The sequence below is a fragment of the Citrobacter sp. RHBSTW-00524 genome, assembly GCF_013747755.1.
Lineage (GTDB): Bacteria > Pseudomonadota > Gammaproteobacteria > Enterobacterales > Enterobacteriaceae > Citrobacter > Citrobacter braakii.
The window spans coordinates 81,062-97,304 of record NZ_CP056421.1 but is presented as its reverse complement, the minus strand read 5'-3'; the positions used below and the strand labels follow the sequence as shown (position 1 = coordinate 97,304).

At 49.1% G+C, this 16,243-nt stretch carries 18 protein-coding genes; 7 read left to right on the top strand and 11 right to left on the bottom strand.

What is annotated here, in order from left to right:
* Window position 1: 1 nt before the first annotated feature.
* Genes HV229_RS00470 through HV229_RS00455 form a run of 4 tightly spaced genes read right to left on the bottom strand, consistent with a single transcriptional unit; the run spans window position 2 to window position 4,028 of the window.
* Window positions 2-1,012, bottom strand: a complete 1,011-nt coding sequence (locus tag HV229_RS00470) for a glycosyltransferase (protein ID WP_181546671.1) — start codon at window positions 1,010-1,012, stop codon at window positions 2-4.
* A gap of 51 nt (window positions 1,013-1,063) precedes the next feature.
* Window positions 1,064-2,083: a glycosyltransferase gene (locus HV229_RS00465; protein ID WP_181546669.1), complete on the bottom strand. Its 1,020-nt coding sequence runs from the start codon at window positions 2,081-2,083 to the stop codon at window positions 1,064-1,066.
* Between the two features lie 30 nt (window positions 2,084-2,113).
* Window positions 2,114-2,911 (bottom strand): lipopolysaccharide core heptose(I) kinase RfaP, encoded by a 798-nt coding sequence (rfaP, locus tag HV229_RS00460; protein WP_181546667.1) that lies wholly within the window; start codon window positions 2,909-2,911, stop codon window positions 2,114-2,116.
* Window positions 2,904-4,028: a glycosyltransferase family 4 protein gene (locus HV229_RS00455; protein ID WP_181546665.1), complete on the bottom strand. Its 1,125-nt coding sequence runs from the start codon at window positions 4,026-4,028 to the stop codon at window positions 2,904-2,906. Before HV229_RS00455 ends, rfaP begins: the two co-directional genes overlap by 8 nt.
* 424 nt (window positions 4,029-4,452) lie before the next feature.
* On the opposite strand from HV229_RS00455, the gene waaA reads away from it, so the two are divergent.
* Both waaA and coaD read left to right on the top strand, forming a co-directional pair.
* Window positions 4,453-5,730 (top strand): lipid IV(A) 3-deoxy-D-manno-octulosonic acid transferase, encoded by a 1,278-nt coding sequence (gene waaA / locus HV229_RS00450; RefSeq protein WP_181546663.1) that lies wholly within the window; start codon window positions 4,453-4,455, stop codon window positions 5,728-5,730.
* An 8-nt stretch (window positions 5,731-5,738) separates the two neighbouring features.
* Window positions 5,739-6,218: a pantetheine-phosphate adenylyltransferase gene (gene coaD, locus HV229_RS00445; protein ID WP_047358802.1), complete on the top strand. Its 480-nt coding sequence runs from the start codon at window positions 5,739-5,741 to the stop codon at window positions 6,216-6,218.
* A gap of 47 nt (window positions 6,219-6,265) precedes the next feature.
* Here coaD and mutM read toward each other — a convergent pair whose 3' ends face one another.
* The 4 genes from mutM to radC all read right to left on the bottom strand — a co-directional run bounded on the left by mutM (window position 6,266) and on the right by radC (window position 8,540).
* Window positions 6,266-7,075, bottom strand: a complete 810-nt coding sequence (gene mutM, locus HV229_RS00440) for a bifunctional DNA-formamidopyrimidine glycosylase/DNA-(apurinic or apyrimidinic site) lyase (RefSeq protein WP_019078041.1) — start codon at window positions 7,073-7,075, stop codon at window positions 6,266-6,268.
* 98 nt (window positions 7,076-7,173) lie between these two features.
* Window positions 7,174-7,341 carry a 50S ribosomal protein L33 gene (gene rpmG / locus HV229_RS00435; RefSeq protein WP_003024094.1) on the bottom strand — a complete coding sequence of 56 codons (168 nt, stop codon included), beginning with the start codon at window positions 7,339-7,341 and terminating at the stop codon, window positions 7,174-7,176.
* Window positions 7,342-7,361: 20 nt separating this feature from the next.
* Window positions 7,362-7,598, bottom strand: a complete 237-nt coding sequence (rpmB, locus tag HV229_RS00430) for a 50S ribosomal protein L28 (protein WP_003024071.1) — start codon at window positions 7,596-7,598, stop codon at window positions 7,362-7,364.
* Between the two features lie 276 nt (window positions 7,599-7,874).
* Window positions 7,875-8,540: a DNA repair protein RadC gene (gene radC / locus HV229_RS00425; protein WP_016154986.1), complete on the bottom strand. Its 666-nt coding sequence runs from the start codon at window positions 8,538-8,540 to the stop codon at window positions 7,875-7,877.
* A gap of 172 nt (window positions 8,541-8,712) precedes the next feature.
* Here radC and coaBC point away from each other — a divergent pair, with 172 nt between their 5' ends.
* From coaBC to slmA, 3 genes are all read left to right on the top strand, one after another.
* Window positions 8,713-9,933 carry a bifunctional phosphopantothenoylcysteine decarboxylase/phosphopantothenate--cysteine ligase CoaBC gene (coaBC, locus tag HV229_RS00420; protein ID WP_094168838.1) on the top strand — a complete coding sequence of 407 codons (1,221 nt, stop codon included), beginning with the start codon at window positions 8,713-8,715 and terminating at the stop codon, window positions 9,931-9,933.
* Window positions 9,911-10,369: a dUTP diphosphatase gene (gene dut / locus HV229_RS00415; protein WP_016154988.1), complete on the top strand. Its 459-nt coding sequence runs from the start codon at window positions 9,911-9,913 to the stop codon at window positions 10,367-10,369. The genes coaBC and dut overlap by 23 nt, the downstream gene beginning before the upstream one ends.
* A 116-nt stretch (window positions 10,370-10,485) precedes the next feature.
* Complete coding sequence (gene slmA, locus HV229_RS00410; RefSeq protein WP_016154989.1) at window positions 10,486-11,082, top strand: nucleoid occlusion factor SlmA; 597 nt, start codon at window positions 10,486-10,488, stop codon at window positions 11,080-11,082.
* Window positions 11,083-11,169: 87 nt separating this feature from the next.
* Here the strand turns inward: slmA and pyrE are convergent, their stop codons facing one another.
* Together pyrE and rph are read right to left on the bottom strand one after the other, a co-directional pair.
* The gene (gene pyrE / locus HV229_RS00405) at window positions 11,170-11,811 is read right to left on the bottom strand and encodes an orotate phosphoribosyltransferase (RefSeq protein WP_016157763.1); all 642 of its coding nucleotides are present in this window, start codon (window positions 11,809-11,811) and stop codon (window positions 11,170-11,172) included.
* 65 nt (window positions 11,812-11,876) lie between these two features.
* Window positions 11,877-12,593: a ribonuclease PH gene (gene rph, locus HV229_RS00400; RefSeq protein WP_181546661.1), complete on the bottom strand. Its 717-nt coding sequence runs from the start codon at window positions 12,591-12,593 to the stop codon at window positions 11,877-11,879.
* 125 nt (window positions 12,594-12,718) lie between these two features.
* Here rph and HV229_RS00395 point away from each other — a divergent pair, with 125 nt between their 5' ends.
* Both HV229_RS00395 and HV229_RS00390 read left to right on the top strand, forming a co-directional pair.
* The gene (locus HV229_RS00395; RefSeq protein WP_019078038.1) at window positions 12,719-13,582 is read left to right on the top strand and encodes a YicC/YloC family endoribonuclease; all 864 of its coding nucleotides are present in this window, start codon (window positions 12,719-12,721) and stop codon (window positions 13,580-13,582) included.
* A 255-nt stretch (window positions 13,583-13,837) separates the two neighbouring features.
* Window positions 13,838-14,455, top strand: a complete 618-nt coding sequence (locus tag HV229_RS00390; RefSeq protein ID WP_003024049.1) for a trimeric intracellular cation channel family protein — start codon at window positions 13,838-13,840, stop codon at window positions 14,453-14,455.
* Here HV229_RS00390 and ligB read toward each other — a convergent pair.
* Window positions 14,452-16,131: an NAD-dependent DNA ligase LigB gene (gene ligB / locus HV229_RS00385; protein WP_131347194.1), complete on the bottom strand. Its 1,680-nt coding sequence runs from the start codon at window positions 16,129-16,131 to the stop codon at window positions 14,452-14,454. The genes HV229_RS00390 and ligB overlap by 4 nt on opposite strands.
* Window positions 16,132-16,243 lie beyond the last annotated feature (112 nt).

Sequence of the window (16,243 nt, the reverse complement as noted above, 5' to 3'; positions counted from 1 at the left end):
TTTACTTACTCTTTAACTTTTCCCGCAAATAACCAATATAGCTAATTATCGAGTTGAAATACTTCCCTTGTAATCTTTCATGACGTGATTTCTTTTTATACTGTTTTGGCGTTCTAGCTGGCAGCAATGGAACATCCGTCCAAGGTGAAGCTTTCCAGGCATCAACAAAAAACTGTGCTGAAGGGTAATTTGCCCATGAATTCCAGGGTTTAGTTACGCCAACATAATGGATAAGGATCGTATCATCAGTTATATATTCTTTATAACTTGATGTGTCCTTACTTTTAAGTTCTTGTTTAATTCCGTAAATTGCATCATAAATTCTTGGTAAAAAAATCGTCTTCCCAAAAAACATTATATTTAAGACATCCTGATCCAGAAAAGCGAATTTCCTGGTCTTATCCAGGAGGATCGAAAATGCTTTAGCAAAGAACTTTTGTTTTTTCCATTCCTTTAAATTTGCATATATAACACCAGCATTGAAGTATTGTTCGTTAAATTCCGGAGTATTAAGCCTCTGCGCGGCATACACCCGACTATATTCAACATCCTGAATAACCGCTGCAACATGATTTTCCAGGGTAATTTGTGTTAACTCAACAAGTGACCCTTTACATACAACATCAGCGTCAATATAGAGAAGATTATCAATATTTTCGCTAAGATACTCAAACGCGATAAATCTAAAGTAAGTCGCATGTGACCATGCATTCCCACACGGAAGGATCTTTAATCCTTCTGCATCCATCACATATACAGTTATATTGGTCGAAAACTGCTTTGCTAGTTTTTCTAATCTTTTGCGGTAATCTGAATCAAGATAATCAGTAAAAAGATGAAAATGTATGCTGATATCTTTGTTATGTAGTAAAACGGACGACATCGAAACTGCCGCTCCAAACATAAAGTTTTGATCAACCCCCCATGCAATATTGAGTTGTGGGGTTTGAGTCTCTGGAGCCCCAAAAACCTCAATGATGTCTTTAATAGACTGATTACAATCAAAATTCATGTACTACACCTTTTTAATATGCTATCTGGAAATTATTTGCACTTCTATTAACTAATGAGACCGTGCATTATGTAGTTTGTTCTTTATATACATAACATGACTAAGTACCGAGCGGATATATTTACGCTGCACTCTTTCATACCGGGATTTGCGCTTATACAATTTTGCAGTGTTTGCATTTAATAAAGACTTTCCCGCCCATGCAGATTTTTTATATGCGTCGATGAAGAATTTAGCCACCGGATATTTTGCCCAAGTATGCCATGGCTTAGTGACACCGACATAATGTATTAAAACAGTATCATCTGTAATATAATCCTGGTAAATTTTATCGTTTTTATTTTTTAGTTCCTGATCCACACCATAAATGCAGTTAAAATCCCGTCTCAGGAAAATCACATTACCGACAAATAATATATTTAGAACATCCTGATCAAAATACAGAAGTTCCTTTTGGCGTTTATCTAAGATAGAAAATGCCTTCGTCAACAACTGCTGTTCACGCCAAATTTCAAGATTCGCAAATACCACACCAGAATTAAAATAACCGTTACTCAGCTCAGGAATACCAAGCCTGTTACCGGACTTAATACGCACTTCATCAATATCATTGATAACAGCAGCATATTCCCCACAGAAATTAACCTCGGTAAGTTCGCGTAGAGAACCTTTGCAAATGACATCAGCATCAAGATACAGTACAGAACTTAACTCGGTACTTAAATATTCAAATGCGAAATAACGATAATACATTGCATAAGTCCATGCTTTCGTACTCGGCAACTCACGAAATGCCGCATTATCGAACACAAGAACAGTCACCGTTGTACTGTACATTTGTGTCAGGCGTTTTACGCTCTCCAGATAATCATCATCTATATAGTCTGTTGCTATATAAAAGTGAATATCAATATCAGGATTATTCACTAATACTGAGGTCATAGAAATGCCGGATCCAAATAAAAAATTACGATCGACACCATACGCAACACTTAGTTTTTTAGTCTTCTCATGCGCAGAGCTGTCGATAACGTGTTTTTGAATGATTAGCTTCTGGAAATCAATGTTCATAATAAAATAGCCTCAAACTTCATATGGTATTTATAGCGCTTTTCTTATTGTTCTTTGTCTTATTTTTTGCGCTTTTGTGACAGCCTGTTCAAACAACCGGACTTCCTGACGAAAGATTTCGCGCAGTGGCATCGAAAAATAGACACGTAAAAAACGGTAGATATCTCTGGACGTCAAACCGATCTCCAGTGAAGAGAAATAGAGTCCGATCAAATCCTTATCCCGCCAGCGTCGCGGTACATGCTGACGTATTTGTGCACGATGCAAATCAATCACAGAGAGTTTGATATCCGCAACATCTGCCGGCATTGGCTGTTGGAGTAGGAAATGGCAAATATAGCAATCCCGATGATTTACTCCGCCCCGATGCATTTTACCCACCATTTCAGCCACGCGGGTAATAATGGTCCGTTTTAATACAAAATCAGGACGCTTAACTCCCCACCTTGCACAAAAATCTTCAAGACTGATGGCAGGAGAGAGATCTTCAGTGATGATAAATGAGGTTCGCGCTAACGGATTCAGTCCTTTCTGCCCAAATGCAACACCAGTCATTGTGTCAACATTGAGTTCTTGTAAGCGATGAATTGCCAGCCACTCCCGATCTGCACCCAGTACTGGCATACGTAAAGAAATAAGGTTTTTCACCACTTCTTTAAGTGTGGTTCCATGATGATATTTAAGAAAATAACCCTTACCCATCATCTCAAAACGCAGGGTACGCCGTGTTTCCAGCGCGCGAAAAACTTCCCCATCCAGCTTTGTAACTTCCGTAAACGGGTCTTTTCCTTGCCATTGCGTGGCAAATGGTTCTTTTAACTCAATCATTATCAAGGCCTAAAATGATATCAGCAGCCTTATCCGCCAGGCTGTAGAGATCTTCTGTATCAGCAAAATGCCGAGCATTCTCGGCCCAACGACTTCTCTGCTCATTATTTTGCAGCGCATCGAAAAGTGCTGTATTCAGATTTACCTGCTCAAAAGGTTCAGGAATCACGACTCCGCATCGGGCGGCATTAATATAACCCGCATAGCCGCATACTTCTGTAGTTAATACTGGCAGCCCGGCGACTACAGCCTCCAACAAGACAATACCAGCAGCTTCCTGAACAGCAGGGTGAAGCAATAAATCAGCAGCAGACATCAATTCAGCGACATCATCTCGCCCCGAGAAGAACTGTACTTGTTCTTCGATACCCAATTGACAAGCCAGAGAACGGTAACGATCGGCCTTATCCTGACCAACAACCATCAATCGCGTACGGTGACGTATAACCTCAGGTAGCGAAGCCAATGCCTGTAATGTTCTTGGCACGCCTTTACGTTTGAAATCAGAACCCACCTGCAGGAGCAGGAACTGATCGAAACCAATACCGTTTTTTTCTCTGACAATCTGCCTGCTGTTTTCAGGTTGCTGACTATACTTTCTGTCAGGGTAGATGCCTGGTGGCAGAATACGAAAACGCTGGCTCTCAGTTTGGTAATGATGTTTGAAGTCACCAATTTGTTTATCGGTTAACATCAACAGCATGGTGTCAGCACCTTGCTGAAATGCGGCTTTTTCAAATGCAGCGTAATGCCGGTACCGACGCGTCAACTTGTAGAAAAAGCCTTTCTCACGGGCAACTTTCTCCGCGTAGCAAACGTCGGCTGCGTAATACACATCCAACCCAGGCATTTTGTTAAACCCGACGACACGATCGACGGGATGCTGACTTAAATAAGCCTGAACCCACTGATAATATTGCTCGTTTTTCCCATGATTCGTTCTGGATGTGACGGGGACGAGTATAATTTCCAGTCCTTCCGGACGCTCGCCCTGCCATGACTGGGTAAACACCTGGACATGATGACCACGAGCAGCAACCGTAAGCGCTACCCGCAAGAAATCACGCTGTAACCCGCCATAGGGAAAATATTTGTACAAACAAAAAGCAATATTCATGCATTAATATCCGCATCGCGTCGCCAGACATACCCGATCTGCGACATCAGAGTCATGTAATCCTTGCATGAACCGACCAAAGATTACTTCCCATGTTTTCGAAAGGTTTCTGCCTGCTAGCTACCTGAAATTGCGCAGTAGTATATCATTTATTATCACGCATTCCGAAATGAATATTTTTTGAACAAAATTTAAAATAACCTATTAAAAACATTAAGATATAAAGTGAAGCAATTCACGAGAAAACTCACGCCGCACAAGACGTTAAGTCATGTAAATGTACCAATAGACATTTTTGAAATAGCTACCGGTTAAAACAATGCCTCACGAATTCCATCGTTTTGAGACAACCTGGATAAAAATGATGGTAAAGCCACAGCTAAATACATAGAATCCCCAGCACATTCATAAGTCAGCTACCATTATGCTCGAATTGCTTTACACCGCCCTTTTCTACCTTATTCAGCCTTTGATCTGGGTACGGCTTTGGGTGCGCGGACGTAAGGCTCCGGCCTACCGTAAACGCTGGGGTGAACGCTACGGCTTTTACCGCCGTCCGCTAAAACCAGGCGGCATCATGCTTCATTCGGTTTCCGTGGGCGAAACGCTGGCAGCTATCCCATTAGTCCGCGCTCTGCGACATCGTTACCCCGACTTGCCGATCACGGTCACCACCATGACGCCAACCGGTTCCGAGCGCGTACAATCCGCTTTTGGCCCTGACGTTCAGCATATTTATCTGCCATACGATTTACCGGATGCCCTAAATCGTTTCCTGAATAAAGTTGACCCCAAGCTGGTGTTAATTATGGAAACCGAGCTGTGGCCGAATCTGATCGCGGCACTGCATAAGCGCCATATTCCGCTGGTCATTGCCAATGCACGTCTTTCCGCTCGCTCAGCTGCTGGCTACGCTAAATTAGGTAAATTTATTGGCAGGCTACTGCGCCGAATTACGTTGATTGCCGCCCAGAACGAAGAAGATGGCGCTCGTTTTATCACGCTTGGTGCCAGAAACAATCAGGTCACCGTTACCGGTAGCCTGAAGTTTGATATTTCCGTCACGCCGCAGTTGGCCGCAAAAGCGATTACATTGCGTCGTCAATGGGCACCTCACCGCCCGGTATGGATTGCAACCAGCACGCACGACGGCGAAGAAAGCATTATCATTGCCGCCCATCAGGCGTTATTAAACCAGTTCCCTAATCTTTTACTGATTCTGGTACCCAGACATCCTGAACGGTTCCCGGATGCCATTAACCTCGTACGCCAGGCTGGGCTAAGCTATACGACACGTTCTTCGGGCGAAGTTCCGTCATCAGGAACCCAGGTCGTAATCGGCGACACCATGGGCGAGTTGATGTTGCTTTACGGCATTGCTGACCTTGCTTTTGTTGGCGGTTCGCTGGTTGAACGCGGTGGACACAACCCACTGGAAGCCGCGGCGCACGCCATTCCGGTACTGATGGGGCCACATACTTTTAATTTTAAAGATATTTGCGCCCGCCTCGAACAGGCAAGCGGATTGATCACCGTCACCGACGCAACTACGCTGGTGAAAGAGGTCTCTTCTTTACTGACCGATGCCGATTATCGTAATTTTTATGGCCGTCACGCAGTTGAAGTTCTGTATCAAAATCAGGGCGCGCTTCAGCGTCTGCTGCAGCTGCTGGAACCTTATCTGCCACCCAAAACGCATTGAGGCAAGTCATGCAAAAACGGGCGATTTATCCAGGAACCTTTGATCCCATTACTAACGGCCACATCGATATCGTGACAAGAGCGACAAGCATGTTCGATCACGTAATCCTGGCAATTGCCGCAAGTCCCAGTAAAAAACCGATGTTTACTCTGGAAGAGCGCGTTGAGCTGGCACAACAGGCAACGGCGCATCTCGGTAATGTGGAGGTTCTGGGATTCAGCGACCTGATGGCAAACTTTGCCCGCGATAATCAGGCTAACATTCTGATCCGTGGCCTGCGTGCGGTAGCCGATTTTGAGTATGAAATGCAGCTGGCCCATATGAACCGTCATCTGATGCCACAACTGGAAAGCGTCTTTCTGATGCCGTCTAAAGAGTGGTCATTTATCTCATCGTCACTGGTGAAAGAAGTTGCCCGCCACCAGGGTGACGTAGCGCACTTTCTGCCGGAAAACGTTCATCAGGCATTATTGAGTAAACTGAAGTAATGCGTCTGGCCGGATGAGGCATACGCTACGTCCGGCCGATAATGGTGTTATTTCTGACAGCGACGGCAATAAAACGTTGTGCGCTGAGCGTGTTTTGTCGCAATGATTGGCGCGCCGCATACGCGACAGGGTTCACCTTCTCTCCCATAGACCTGCAGCTCCTGGGCAAAATAGCCCGGCTTACCGTCACTTTGCAGAAAGTCCTTCAGCGTGGTCCCGCCCTGCTCGATAGAACGCAGCAAAACCGCCTTGATAACGCGCACCAGCAGTTCGCACTCATCCTGCGACAAAGATGACGCCAGACGGTCAGGATGGATACCAGCCGCAAACAGCGACTCGCTGGCATAGATGTTTCCCACCCCCACGACCAGCTTGTTATCCATCAGCCAGGGTTTAATCGCAGTTTTCTTCTTCGCACATTTCTGCTGCAGATAACCAGCATTGAAATCGTCGCTCAGAGGCTCAGGGCCAAGATGGGCGAGGACATTATGCCCATCCAGCTCTTTAGTCCACAGCCAGGCGCCAAAACGACGCGGATCGGTATAGCGCAGGACTTTGCCGTTACTCATCACTAAGTCGACGTGGTCATGTTTTTCTGCCGGAAGCTCTTCAGAAAGGATACGCAAACTACCCGACATCCCCAGGTGAATGATTACCCAGCCATCTGATAGCTCCAGCAGCAGGTATTTCGCGCGCCGCTGTACGCTCAGGACAGGTTTATCACTCAGACGATAGATTTCCTCTGATACTGGCCAACGCAAACGACCGTTACGCACAGTCGCGTGCATAATCGTTGCCCCCACCAGATGCGGCTCAATACCGCGGCGGCTGGTTTCGACTTCAGGTAATTCAGGCATAGTATCTCCGGCGGTATATCAGATTTCATTAATATGGGGACGGCCAGAAAACAAAAAACCCCGCCGAGGCAGGGTTTTTCTTTACATCAAAGCGGAAATTATTTGATTTTCGCTTCTTTGTATAAAACGTGCTGACGAACAACTGGATCGAACTTTTTCAGCTCCAGTTTTTCCGGCTTAGTACGTTTGTTCTTCGTGGTGGTATAGAAGTGACCAGTACCAGCAGAAGAAACCAGCTTGATTTTCTCACGAATACCTTTAGCCATGATTTATTTCCTCTTAGTACTTAGTACTTTTCGCCACGGGCACGCAGTTCAGACAGAACTGTTTCGATGCCTTTCTTATCAATAACACGCATACCTTTAGCAGATACACGCAGGGTGACAAAACGCTTCTCGCTCTCAACCCAAAAACGGTGAGAGTGCAGGTTAGGCAGGAAACGGCGTTTAGTCGCGTTCAGTGCGTGGGAACGGTTGTTACCGGTCACCGGACGCTTGCCAGTAACTTGGCAGACTCGGGACATGTCTATTCTCCAAAAATCAAATTAGCTCGAGCTTCGTATGGGGTATTGGCGCCTCGTCAGGCTTCTCAGCCCGGTTATCGCAGTTCAATACACTAAATCTTTCATCGTTGCCTCGTCATTGGACGCAACAAGAATGATTTTGCGTATTTGCGAACTCTCGATTGCCAGGCCCAAATGCCAAACCCGAGATTCTCAAAGGTGGCGTAGTATACGCTGAGTCAGCGATGTGCTCAAGTCCCGAACAGACAAAGATCCCGATGGATCGCGTAAAGTGCGTTAAATCCAACCGCGTTCCGCAAAAGAAACGTACTCTCCGCGCCCAATGACCAGATGATCAAGCACCCGGATATCCATGAACTGACAGCATTTCACAACACGCTCGGTGATGAGTTTATCTGCTTTGCTCGGCTCTGCACACCCCGAAGGGTGATTATGTGCAAGGATCACCGCAGAAGCATTCATTTTTATCGCTTCGCGGACAATTTCTCGCGGATGCACTTCAACGTGGCTTAGCGTTCCGGAAAAAAGTTTACGGTGTTTAATCACGCGATGTTGAGAATCCATAAAGATCACATAGAAGATCTCGCGTTCCTCTTGCGAAAGCTGGCTTTGCAGAAATTCACGCGCCATTTCCGGGCTAAGTATCGCACGCTCCTCTATCACCTGTACGTTGTAGTAGCGCCTTGCCAGCTCCACTATTCCCTTCAACTGTGCGTACTTCGCGATACCGATGCCCTGAACATAGCTGAAATCCATGTAATCAGCAGACAACAGGCCATACAACGAATCAAAATGCTGAAGCATCTCTTTCGCCAGCGTAAGCACATCTTTACCCAGTATCCCGGTGCGTAGAAAAAGAGCCAGTAGCTCTACGTCGGTCAGCGAACTGGCCCCCTGCGCCAACAGCTTTTCCCGAGGCATTATACGTCCTGTATTTTCCATGCTTTTCCCCTCCTTTCGCGTCCGCATAGTGGCATAACGCCAGCGGCGAATCGACGCTCTGTTTTCACTTCTTCGTAGAGCCTCGCAAACTGGAGCGCGGGCAAAAGCACGACACATTGCGGATTGTGATAAAATATCCGCCTTCTGGTGAAACCCAACAGGAAAGATCATGATGAGCCTGGCCGGTAAAAAAATCGTACTTGGCGTCAGTGGCGGGATTGCTGCGTACAAAACCCCTGAGCTGGTGCGTCGTTTACGGGAACGCGGCGCAGACGTCCGCGTGGCGATGACCGAAGCAGCAAAAGCGTTTATTACTCCTCTGAGCTTACAGGCGGTTTCGGGCTATCCCGTATCCGACAGCCTGCTTGACCCCGCAGCCGAAGCCGCGATGGGCCACATTGAGCTGGGGAAATGGGCCGATTTGGTTATACTGGCCCCTGCGACGGCAGACCTGATTGCCCGCGTTGCCGCAGGTATGGCCAACGATCTGGTGTCTACGATCTGTCTGGCAACGCCAGCGCCTGTTGCCGTGCTGCCGGCTATGAACCAGCAGATGTACCGCGCCGCCGCTACCCAACACAATCTGGGCATTCTTGCCTCGCGCGGTTTGCTCATTTGGGGCCCTGACAGCGGTAGTCAGGCATGTGGTGATGTCGGTCCTGGACGTATGCTGGATCCGTTAACAATTGTGGATATGGCGGCAGAACATTTTTCACCTGTCAAAGATCTGCAACATCTCAACATCATGATTACAGCAGGCCCGACGCGTGAACCGCTTGATCCCGTGCGTTATATTTCCAACCACAGCTCCGGGAAAATGGGATTTGCTATCGCGGCCGCTGCCGCAAAACGCGGGGCAAATGTCACGCTGGTATCAGGTCCGGTTTCGTTACCCACACCGCCTTTTGTCCAGCGCATTGATGTGATGACCGCGCTGGAAATGGAAGCCGCCGTGCAATCTGCGGTGCAACAACAGCATATTTTTATCGGCTGCGCCGCAGTCGCTGATTATCGCGCTGAAACTGTCGCCAATGAAAAAATCAAAAAACAGGCAACGCAGGGTGATGAATTAACAGTAAAAATGGTCAAAAACCCGGACATCATCGCTGGTGTTGCCGCACTGGATGCTAACCGTCCTTTTGTCGTTGGGTTTGCCGCCGAAACAAATAATGTGGAAGAATATGCCCGGCAAAAACGCATCCGCAAAAACCTTGATGTGATCTGTGCGAACGACGTTTCGCTGTCCACTCAAGGATTTAACAGCGACAGCAACGCATTACACCTTTTTTGGCAGGATGGAGATAAAGTCTTACCGCTTGAGCGCAAAGAACTCCTGGGCCAATTATTACTCGACGAGATCGTGACCCGTTATGATGAAAAAAATCGACGTTAAGATTCTGGACCCGCGCGTAGGGCAACAATTTCCGCTCCCGACGTACGCCACTTCTGGTTCTGCCGGACTTGACCTGCGTGCCTGTCTTGATGACGCCGTAGAACTGGCGCCTGGCGCAACAACGCTGGTGCCAACCGGGTTAGCTATCCACATTGCCGATCCTTCCCTTGCGGCAGTGATGCTCCCGCGCTCCGGGCTGGGCCATAAGCACGGGATCGTACTGGGCAATCTGGTCGGTTTGATTGATTCCGACTACCAGGGCCAGCTGATGGTTTCAATCTGGAACCGTGGTCAGGACAACTTTACTATTGAACCGGGCGAACGTATCGCGCAGATGGTATTTGTACCGGTCGTCCAGGCTGAATTTAATTTGGTGGAAGAGTTTGAAGCCACCGATCGTGGCGAAGGTGGCTTCGGCCATTCCGGGCGCAAGTAACCCGCAGAAAAGTATCTCACAGCGTAATAACGCAATAACACACCGCAAATACCAGTTTGCGGTCGCTGTGTGGATGCCTGCCTGGCAAGAGCTTATTTTCAGGGGTATTTTGTAACATGGTAGAAAAGCAAACTGCGAAAAGGAATCGTCGCGAAGAAATACTTCAGTCTCTGGCACTGATGCTTGAGTCCAGCGATGGTAGCCAACGCATCACGACAGCTAAACTGGCGGCCTCTGTGGGCGTTTCCGAAGCGGCCTTGTATCGCCATTTTCCCAGCAAGACCCGCATGTTCGATAGCCTGATTGAGTTTATCGAAGATAGTCTGATTACCCGTATCAATCTGATTTTGAAAGATGAAAAGGACACTAACGCGCGATTGCGTCTGATCGTACTGCTGATTTTAGGGTTCGGTGAACGTAATCCTGGCCTGACGCGAATTCTGACCGGACACGCGTTGATGTTCGAGCAAGACCGTCTGCAAGGCCGTATTAACCAGCTTTTTGAGCGAATTGAGGCGCAGTTACGCCAGGTTCTGCGAGAAAAAAGAATGCGTGAAGGTGAAGGCTACACCGTGGATGAAACGCTGCTGGCCAGCCAGCTACTGGCTTTCTGCGAAGGTATGCTGTCCCGGTTTGTACGTAGCGAATTTAAATACCGCCCAACGGATGATTTCGACATCCGCTGGCCGTTGGTTGCCGCTCAATTGCAGTAACACCGTTGTTGGATGGCGACCTCGCCTATTTTGCCTACGAACCCTGCGGTGCGTAGGCTGGATAAGCGCAGCGCCATCCGGCAGTTCTTATACGCCGTACGCTTCGCGATACGCCCGTACTGCGGCCAGATGTTCTGCCATTTCTGGTTTTTCTTCCAGATACGCAATCAGATCTTTCAGGGTAATGATAGAAATCACCTTGCAGCCATAATCGCGTTCCACTTCCTGAATCGCTGAAATCTCGCCGCGACCGCGTTCCTGACGATCGAGAGAAATCAGTACCCCCGCCAGCGTAGCGCCGTTAGCCTGAATAATTTCCATCGACTCACGAATAGCCGTACCTGCAGTGATAACATCATCCACCAGCATTACACGCCCCTCAAGTGCGCTACCTACCAGATTACCGCCTTCACCGTGGGTCTTCGCCTCTTTACGGTTAAAGCAGTACGGCAAATCTTTATCGTGGTGTTCCGCCAGCGCAACAGCCGTGGTGGTCGCAATCGGGATACCTTTGTAGGCCGGACCAAACAGCAAATCGAACTCAATACCGGAATCCATCAGCGCTTCGGCATAAAAACGGCCTAACAGAGCCAGGCAGCGCCCGGTATTAAACAGCCCGGCGTTGAAGAAATAGGGGCTTTTACGCCCGGATTTCAGCGTAAACTCGCCAAACTTTAGTACCTGCTTGCTAAGCGCAAACTCAATAAACTGGCGCTGATACGGTTTCATGGATTCGCTCCTCATCTCACTTTATTACAGACAAAAAAAAGGCGACTCATCAGTCGCCTTTAAAATCAATTTTCTAACGCCGCCTTCTGCGTCGTTACAATGGATTCGATTCCCCCTCGGGCTAACTCCAGTAGGGTGAGAAGTTCTTCATGGCTGAACGGCTCGCCTTCTGCCGTGCCCTGCACCTCTATAATGCGGCCGTCTTCAGTCATCACCACGTTCATGTCGGTTTCTGCGGCAGAGTCCTCAACGTATTCGAGGTCACAGAGCGCTTCACCGTTCACAATGCCCACGGAAACCGCGGCGACCATCCCCTTCATCGGGTTAGTTTTCAGTTTACCGCTCGCAACCAGCTTGTTCAGCGCATCAGCCAACGCCACACATGCGCCGGTAATTGATGCAGTGCGCGTACCGCCATCTGCCTGAATAACATCGCAGTCCAGCGTAATAGTGAATTCACCGAGCGTCTTCAGATCAACGGCGGCGCGCAGCGCACGAGCGATCAGACGCTGGATTTCCATGGTACGACCGCCCTGCTTACCTTTCGCCGCTTCACGGGCGTTACGGGTGTGCGTGGCGCGTGGCAGCATGCCATATTCTGCGGTGATCCAGCCCTGGCCCTGACCTTTCAGAAAACGCGGTACGCCTTCATCAATAGAGGCGGTACACAGCACTTTGGTATCACCAAATTCGACCAGCACGGAGCCTTCAGCGTGTTTTGTATAATTACGGGTCAGGGTGACGGGACGCACCTGGTTGGCACTACGACCTGCTGGACGCATGATAAAATCTCCGGCTTGAAACGAATGTGGCTGCGCATTATACGGACTTCCGACTGTTATTCCTATCCTGACAAGACGTGGATGGCTATAATCCTCCCATCTCATCTTTAAAAACAGGAACGTCTATGATCCGCAGCATGACCGCCTACGCCCGGCGTGAAATCAAGGGTGAATGGGGTAGCGCTACCTGGGAAATGCGCTCGGTAAACCAGCGTTATCTGGAAACTTATTTTCGCCTGCCGGAACAGTTCCGTAGTCTTGAACCCGTTGTCCGCGAACGCATACGCACGCGTCTGACGCGCGGTAAAGTCGAGTGTACGCTGCGTTTTGAGCCTGATGCCAGCGCCCAGGGCGAGCTGATTCTAAATGAAAAGCTCGCTAAACAGCTCGTTAGCGCTGCTAACTGGGTCAAAATGCAGAGTGATGAAGGTGAAATTAACCCAGTTGATATCCTGCGCTGGCCAGGCGTAATGGCTGCCCAGGAGCAAGATCTGGACGCCATTGCCGCTGAAATCCTCGCCGCGCTTGACGGTACGCTGGATGACTTCATCGTCGCGCGTGAAACCGAAGGTCAGGCGCTGAAAGCGCTGATCGAGCAGCGTCTGGAAGGCGTCAGCACTGAAGTTGCTAAAGTGCGTGCACATATGCCGGAAATTCTGCAATGGCAGCGTGAGCGTCTGGTAGCCAAACTGGAAGACGCCCAGGTGCAACTGGAGAATAACCGCCTTGAGCAAGAACTGGTGCTGATGGCGCAGCGCATCGATGTAGCAGAAGAGTTAGATCGTCTGGAAGCCCACGTCAAAGAAACCTACAACATTCTGAAGAAAAAAGAGGCTGTTGGCCGTCGTCTGGACTTCATGATGCAGGAATTCAACCGTGAGTCGAACACTCTTGCATCCAAGTCTATCAATGCCGAGGTGACTAATTCCGCAATTGAACTGAAGGTATTGATCGAGCAAATGCGCGAGCAAATTCAGAATATCGAGTAAACTCCATTCCACGTAGCCCCCCATAAACGACGGGGCTACGTGTTTTTCCCAACACTTCGGTTGTGACCCATCCAGTTCGAATTATATTTTCTCATCATTTATTGTCACCATTCATAAAGTAAAGCGCATGCCATAACGCATTTACAGCAAAATCACATTAGCTGTAGTTATTAAAATCGCTTCACCTTAGAAAATCTCAATCGTGACAATGCGCACAAATCGTTAACCTTAGCCCCAGCAAATCAGGGGGAAGACATGCTGTTACACGTTTTATATTTAATTGGTATTACTGCCGAAGCCATGACCGGTGCGCTTGCGGCTGGGCGTCGCCGTATGGATACATTTGGCGTCATTATCATTGCCACCGCGACGGCCATTGGCGGCGGCTCGGTACGCGACATCCTTCTCGGCCACTATCCACTCGGCTGGGTAAAGCACCCTGAATACGTCATTATCGTGGCGACCGCTGCGGTACTCACCACCATTATTGCCCCCGTAATGCCCTATCTGCGTAAAATATTCCTCGTCCTGGATGCGCTGGGCCTGGTGGTCTTTTCTATTATTGGCGCCCAGGTGGCGCTGGATATGGGTCATGGACCAATTATTGCCGTGGTCGCTGCGGTCACTACCGGGGTCTTTGGTGGTGTATTACGTGACATGTTCTGCAAACGCATCCCGTTAGTATTCCAGAAAGAACTGTATGCCGGCGTTTCATTTGCCGCTGCTGTGCTGTATATCGTGCTACAACATTATGTCTCCAGCCACGATGTGGTGGTGATCTCTACCCTGCTCTTCGGCTTTACCGCCCGACTACTGGCCCTGCGCCTGAAGTTGGGGCTGCCGGTATTTTACTATCGCCATGAAGGCCATTAAGGCATAAAGCCCGTGATCCGCTGAGCAGCTAACCAGTTGCTCAGCGCTGTGATCTCTTTATCCTCCAGCCACTGAATAACCTGTCGTGCCCGTCGCTCTCCCATGAAAGGAAATTGCCGCCAGCTTTGTTCACTGCGATCCCGTAACTGCTGCCACGAACCATCCCGACTGGCATTCAACGTTGCCTGTGTTAACGGTATTCCCATGGCAATCACCCAGCGCGTAAATGGAAGATGGCGTGACAGATTGAACTGATGCCACAGCTTCCCCCCTTTGTTCACGCCAAATGTGGACTGTAGCTGCTCCTGTGTTAATCCAAGCCAGGAAAAGATATGTTCAAAGCGATACGTCTGATGTAGCTCCCGCCATCCCGCCTCGCCCATACCCTCCAGCCCTAACACATCTTTGGCCCCCAGCCAGACGAGCCTGGCAACAAACTGTTCCTGACACTCCGCTGTGGCATAAAAACAAGTTAGTGAATTGAAGCGCCCCTCAGGTGGTGCTGGCTTATTACGCTGGGTGCTGCGCCAGACCACCTCATCTATACGGGGAATCCCCTGTCCGGCCAGACTTATCAGAATCTGATCGCCAGGCGCAATATCCCATTCATTCCAGCGCCGTACTGAGCCAATATTGACGCGCTGCACCCACTTATCATCCAGCATGACGGGGACCAGCAATGCAACCACCGCAATTTTCCCACTTTTGCCAACGGAGAACTGGATACCCGTCACCTCAGATACCCTGGCCACGGGAGGATATTTCCACGCAGCCAGCCAGTCTCCCTGTCCGGGTAGCCAGTATTGCGCCCGCGGTTCTTTTCCCGTTCGCACCACCACACCATCCGTCACAAAAGGTAATGCTGAAGTCCACCACCCGGCGCGCGCCTGCTCGACGTCATCCACACTCTTCACGGCCTGAGTATATCGTTGCGTGAAACTGAACCCGGCAGCAGTGAGTTGCTCAAGTCTTTCCGACATGGCAACTGGACCATCAGGCCAGGCCCAGATAAAAATAGCCAGCGAGCGTAACATTTCCGGGTTGCTCTGGCGCATCATCATTCCAGCAACCTTTGAGCGGGCGTTCATTCCCCCTCTCTGCTGCTGAATATGCCCTTGTTGCTGCAAAAATATCTCCCCCTGCAACGTACTGTTAGAGAGCGGCCCCCTGGTAGTACGTGGAACGGAAGGGATCTGAAGAACCTTTTGCGTCCAGTCTTCGCCTTTCAGACCGTTACCACGGCTAATCGCCCGTATCAGATTTCCATTGCGATAAACCAGCGTGACCGCCACGCCATCCACCTTCGGCTGCACCCAGAGATCGCTACGAGCATGCATCCATTGCTGTAGCGCTTGCTTATCGGCAAGTTTTCGAACTCCCGTGTGGGGAACGGTGTGCGAGACGGTTCCACTTATTGGGGGCGCAGATAGATCTGATGGGGCTTCATCGCCAAAACAGCGCTGCCATTGGATGAGTTGCGCATTGAGCTGGTCATAAACAGCGTCGTCTACGACACTTTCCCCTTGTTTCCAGTAACTGTCATTCCACTGTGTTATCTGCTGCTGTAGCCGTGAAATTTCCTCTTGTGCCCTGGCTGGTGACCAGACGGGGCATACCGCCCATGAGGGTAGATACCACATTAGCAAAACCAGCCCTATGCATTTCCATAATCCCATGCTATCTCCGCTGAACCATACGTTTCCCAGCAGGTATAACGCGAATTGAAATGGAAACTGAGCGGCAAAAACTCATCCTGCGCGCAACGTTCCTGACATTTGCACGAATTGC

Excerpts from the sequence above, each read along its gene's own strand:
- HV229_RS00470 (WP_181546671.1), bottom strand. The coding sequence starts at position 1,012 with ATGAATTTTGATTGTAATCAGTCTATTAAAGACATCATTGAGGTTTTT.
- ligB (WP_131347194.1), bottom strand. The coding sequence starts at position 16,131 with ATGGGATTATGGAAATGCATAGGGCTGGTTTTGCTAATGTGGTATCTA.
- radC (WP_016154986.1), bottom strand. The coding sequence starts at position 8,540 with ATGGAAAATACAGGACGTATAATGCCTCGGGAAAAGCTGTTGGCGCAG.
- HV229_RS00395 (WP_019078038.1), top strand. The coding sequence starts at position 12,719 with ATGATCCGCAGCATGACCGCCTACGCCCGGCGTGAAATCAAGGGTGAA.
- coaBC (WP_094168838.1), top strand. The coding sequence starts at position 8,713 with ATGAGCCTGGCCGGTAAAAAAATCGTACTTGGCGTCAGTGGCGGGATT.
- slmA (WP_016154989.1), top strand. The coding sequence starts at position 10,486 with ATGGTAGAAAAGCAAACTGCGAAAAGGAATCGTCGCGAAGAAATACTT.
- HV229_RS00455 (WP_181546665.1), bottom strand. The coding sequence starts at position 4,028 with ATGAATATTGCTTTTTGTTTGTACAAATATTTTCCCTATGGCGGGTTA.
- HV229_RS00390 (WP_003024049.1), top strand. The coding sequence starts at position 13,838 with ATGCTGTTACACGTTTTATATTTAATTGGTATTACTGCCGAAGCCATG.
- rfaP (WP_181546667.1), bottom strand. The coding sequence starts at position 2,911 with ATGATTGAGTTAAAAGAACCATTTGCCACGCAATGGCAAGGAAAAGAC.
- dut (WP_016154988.1), top strand. The coding sequence starts at position 9,911 with ATGATGAAAAAAATCGACGTTAAGATTCTGGACCCGCGCGTAGGGCAA.
- coaD (WP_047358802.1), top strand. The coding sequence starts at position 5,739 with ATGCAAAAACGGGCGATTTATCCAGGAACCTTTGATCCCATTACTAAC.
- pyrE (WP_016157763.1), bottom strand. The coding sequence starts at position 11,811 with ATGAAACCGTATCAGCGCCAGTTTATTGAGTTTGCGCTTAGCAAGCAG.
- rpmB (WP_003024071.1), bottom strand. The coding sequence starts at position 7,598 with ATGTCCCGAGTCTGCCAAGTTACTGGCAAGCGTCCGGTGACCGGTAAC.
- mutM (WP_019078041.1), bottom strand. The coding sequence starts at position 7,075 with ATGCCTGAATTACCTGAAGTCGAAACCAGCCGCCGCGGTATTGAGCCG.
- rph (WP_181546661.1), bottom strand. The coding sequence starts at position 12,593 with ATGCGTCCAGCAGGTCGTAGTGCCAACCAGGTGCGTCCCGTCACCCTG.
- HV229_RS00465 (WP_181546669.1), bottom strand. The coding sequence starts at position 2,083 with ATGAACATTGATTTCCAGAAGCTAATCATTCAAAAACACGTTATCGAC.
- waaA (WP_181546663.1), top strand. The coding sequence starts at position 4,453 with ATGCTCGAATTGCTTTACACCGCCCTTTTCTACCTTATTCAGCCTTTG.
- rpmG (WP_003024094.1), bottom strand. The coding sequence starts at position 7,341 with ATGGCTAAAGGTATTCGTGAGAAAATCAAGCTGGTTTCTTCTGCTGGT.